3 protein-coding genes are annotated in these 3,861 nt (G+C 59.5%); all 3 read left to right on the top strand.

The features are described from left to right. The first annotated feature begins 404 nt into the window (after positions 1-404). Positions 405-728, top strand: coding sequence for a hypothetical protein (locus RSO01_RS46160; RefSeq protein ID WP_170303892.1), 324 nt, complete (start codon positions 405-407; stop codon positions 726-728). Positions 729-1,360: 632 nt separating this feature from the next. After that, the gene (locus RSO01_RS46155; RefSeq protein WP_147157369.1) at positions 1,361-1,627 is read left to right on the top strand and encodes a hypothetical protein; all 267 of its coding nucleotides are present in this window, start codon (positions 1,361-1,363) and stop codon (positions 1,625-1,627) included. Positions 1,628-3,205: 1,578 nt separating this feature from the next. Next, the coding region (locus RSO01_RS48765; RefSeq protein ID WP_218037677.1) for a hypothetical protein at positions 3,206-3,861 on the top strand (656 nt) is incomplete at its 3' end.

Raw genomic sequence — 3,861 nt, 5'->3', positions numbered from 1 at the left:
AATCCTAGCCGTGTTCTTCTGCCCGTAGAATCGAATTAGGCTCCTTCTAGCAGCCGAGGACTCCCCCAGCCTCAAAAACGTCCAGTGAGTCAAAAAACCGACTCAGCGAACGCGCTGGCGGGAAGCGCAGACCCTGGCAAATCGGATCGAGATGACCGGGCAGCAGCTCCATAAGTTAGTGTGGTCCATGTCCCTCGGTAAGGCTGCCGCTAGCTTTCCGATGTCGCATCTCGCCCTAAAAGAGGCTTTGCGAGCGGCAGCCGAGGAGCCGGACCTATGTCCTCGATAGGTGATGTTTGCACGGAGTTGACGTGGGATTGCGTCGCGGCCAATTGTGACGAAGCGTTCCAACATCTCCCACGCGCGTTTCGCGAACTATCAGAGGATCACCTATGGTTCCGACGTTGCTGGCGATGCTGGTCGGGGTCGGAGTTCCATACTTTGTTGCCCGAAAGTTTGCCGAACGGAACCCTGGCCTGGTCGGGGTTGCGGTATCTCTTGCGTTGGCTTGTGCCGCCGGGGTGGTGGCGTTGTTCATGCTGGCATTCGCCGTCGGTTTTCTACTCGAGCACTTCATGAATCTGTTCGACATGCGGCTGGATACCGGTGCTTGGCTCAACGGCCTCGCGAGGGGGATTTTGGGGGTGTTCCCGGGTGCGGCAGGGGGCGCCATTCACGGCCGACGCCGAGCAGCCACGCGCCGTGGCCAGCCCCATCCACGACCGTAACGCCGCGTTACAATGTCCCGGCATTAGGTAGCAAGCGCACCTAGCCCAAATGGAAGGACCGCCGAGTGGGAATTGGCGGTCCTTTGAGTGCGCGGCAGTTTTGGGATGGTTTCCGCGCCTCTGTCGCTCCTCAAGACTATCAGGCACACAAGCCTAGTGTTTCACCCAATTGGGTGACGCGTGCGCGGGCGCTGCGGCTCGCGGATTGGGATGCCGACGATATTCAACCGGCAGGACGAAGTTGACGCCTTCATCCCGACAAGGCCGGCGCCGTGATTTTAGGAAGAGGGGCTGCAAGATTATCACCTGTATGAAACTGAGGATCCGGCAGCGACACCCCGCAGCCGTTGATCGGCTCACCGGAAGCAGGCGAATTAGGCGCGTTGACCGCTCAGGTGGGGAGCTGCCCGGGCGGGTTGATCCACGCCGCTGAGGATGCAGTTGCTGCGGCGTCAGCCTCGGCCCAAGCATCCATGGCGTCTATCGTCTCCTGCGGCACGCGTCCGGAGACTGACGGGTCGCGCCCTGTAGCGGGTCTCCCAGGCCCACGTTTCCCGGCAACGTGGTGCGTCTCGAGCTGCCGGATGGGGGCGCAGAGTGACGCGCCACCATAACCTAACAGGGGCCGATAAATGACGGCCCTTTGGCTGCAGTATCAGGAGACTAAAGACGCCTTCGAAGCGGCCATCCGTATCCGGGACGACGGCACGCCCGAGACAATGGCGGCTTTCGAGGGCGCCCAGCGGGCCATCATGGACGCGCACACGGTCGACCTTGTCGGCATCGCCATCAAGTTGAGCGTCTTAATCGATAGAGCCCAAGGCTGCGAAATCGTTGACGGTATCCTGCGCGACCTCGCCGCCGCGGATGTTGTGCTGCTGCAACGCGCCACGGTCTGACCATGGCGCGCCGCACGAACCGCAGCCCCGTGCGATCAGCACGGAGGCCTCGGCGCTTGTGGTGGGCATGCTACGGGCCAGCATCGAGCTACTGCGCAAGCAGGGCCGGCGCCCACGGCATATCAAGCCGCGCCCCCAGGGAGCCGATTTCCGCTTAAATGCGCTCAGATACAGTTCGGATCGTGGGCCTTCCGTACCTCCCTGACGGAACGCCCTGGCTGCGTCGTACCGGCAATGCCGTTTGAGGTGGAGAATCTCGGCCGTCCGAGAAACTGGATCCGTGTGCATCCGCTTCACCAAGTTTATCCAGCGCAGCACAACTAGCCAAAAGTACGACAATCGCGGGAATGATTAGTTGCATCGGTTTCAAGAGACGGTCTCCGTTATCTAAAGAAAACCACCGATGTGCTTCACGGTTGCGCCACGCTTAGGCGGGCTCGTCGGGTGACATGCCACTATTGTTGTGCGGCACGCCCGCATGAGAGTGCCGATGCTTCTTTTTCTTCCCTGTTACGACCATCGTGCTTGGCGAAGGATCGACAGGGAAGCGTGGCGATCAAGAGCTGCCTTCTTATGGGCTGCGAAGGGGGGATGTGCGCTTTAGAGGCACCTCTTTTGGGCCCAACCACAGTGAGCTCGCTGGAGGGCTACTTTTGAGCACCTCACTTCCTACACCCCAAGCCAAGGGAGTGATGGTTAGGCCCCGCATAGTGATGACCCTCTATGCGGGGCCGCTATGCCGCGGCCTTGCGCATAGCGCGGCCCCCTCCTATCGGCGACGTTTCTCCGTCGGATCTCGCTTCGGCAGGGTGCCCCGAATCAATCACAGCCGGCGATGAAACAAGCCGCGTGGCATCGGGTGGCAGCCGGCATTCGCTCGCTAGCTCCGGCCCGCATGTAAGCCTCGGGCCGCCCGCCCAGTGTCAGCGCCCTGGGCGGGCCTTTCCTCTGAGATTGGTCAGCATCGCCGCTAGCCGGTTCTGCCCGTGGAGCGATTTTGTGCATGCGGTGGTGGAACCGGGATCAATCGGTAACCCTCCCAATGAGCTATTCCCGGAAGGCGGGATCTCATGGATGGTTTATTGTTTGGTGTAAATCATGTTGTCGGTGACGTACTAGCCGTTTACGAGGCGCCCCTCAAGGGTGCCGGCATTTGTAAGTTTGAGGGTGACGTGTCCCGAGCCGTTACCCCATTCCGCCCTTACGCTGCCGTCTTGAATGGCGACCTTAAAGCATTTGCTCGTTCCTTGATTTGTACCGGAGTAACACTGGCCACTCGCTTCAAATTGAAGGACCGCCTTCGTTCCGTGCTTGGTGGTGCCATGCCATACACCTGCGATCTGGCTGTAGTTTTGGATGGGAACAGAAACGGTCTGAGCGAATGACCCCCCGGCGGCGAGGACAACCGCGGAAACAATCGCAGCAAATTTCGAGCAGACCATCGCCTTTCCCCTCCCTGGCTTTTCTGGTTAGAGGGGATACTGACACCATCGAGCGCCGCGCCTCAAGTTATACCCCTTATGATCGAGGTCTGCCTATTTGGGGTTGTGGTAGCGTCGCCTAGCACGGGGGGCGGCCATGAACTGGAAATTGCTTATAGCGATAGTGCTCAGCACTTCGACTTTGTCTGCCTTTGCGAACGCACAGTACTATCGATGGACAGCGTCTTTCGATCTAGCCAGTGGAATCCACCGCAACTGCGGAAATCCTCCCTGGGACAACTTCAACGTCGAGGTTAGAGGAAAGGCATTTCGCGCCGTGCCCGCGCAGGGCGACAATCAGCGCCTGCAAACAATAAATTTGAACCTTGCGTCATTAAACCCGGATGGCTCGGGAACTCTCCGAGGCACAAACGGCAAAGGCGCAACCTTCCAGTACGTTTTCGAGGCGGGCTCTGGGCCTCGTCGCATCTGGCTTGGCAATCAGAACAACGAGTGCCGGTACCTGCTTGCCCCACTACTGACGGTAAACGCTCTTGTTGAGAGTTCCGACGGGCGGTGGGCCGTTGGCATGTGGCGTGGGGTCATTGAAGGTTTCAGCTTCGGCGGGACAAGCATGCGCACGCTGCACATTATGGATGGAACGCCAACGGTGTCTTGTAGGTGGGGTATCGGCCAACTGGCGAATGAACAAACGCAAGGCTGTGCTGTTGGAGCGTCTCAAATTCATTTGGCTACTAGTGGAGGCGCCTTCGTGGATCTTCGGTCAGACGGACCATTGTTGCGAGGCACTGT

The organism is Reyranella soli (assembly GCF_007992495.1).
Classification (GTDB): Bacteria; Pseudomonadota; Alphaproteobacteria; order Reyranellales; family Reyranellaceae; genus Reyranella; species Reyranella soli.
This window is presented reverse-complemented; position numbering and strand designations above follow the sequence as displayed.

Bases quoted from the DNA above. Each gene is read 5' to 3' on its own strand.
- RSO01_RS46155 (WP_147157369.1), top strand. From the start codon at position 1,361: ATGACGGCCCTTTGGCTGCAGTATCAGGAGACTAAAGACGCCTTCGAA.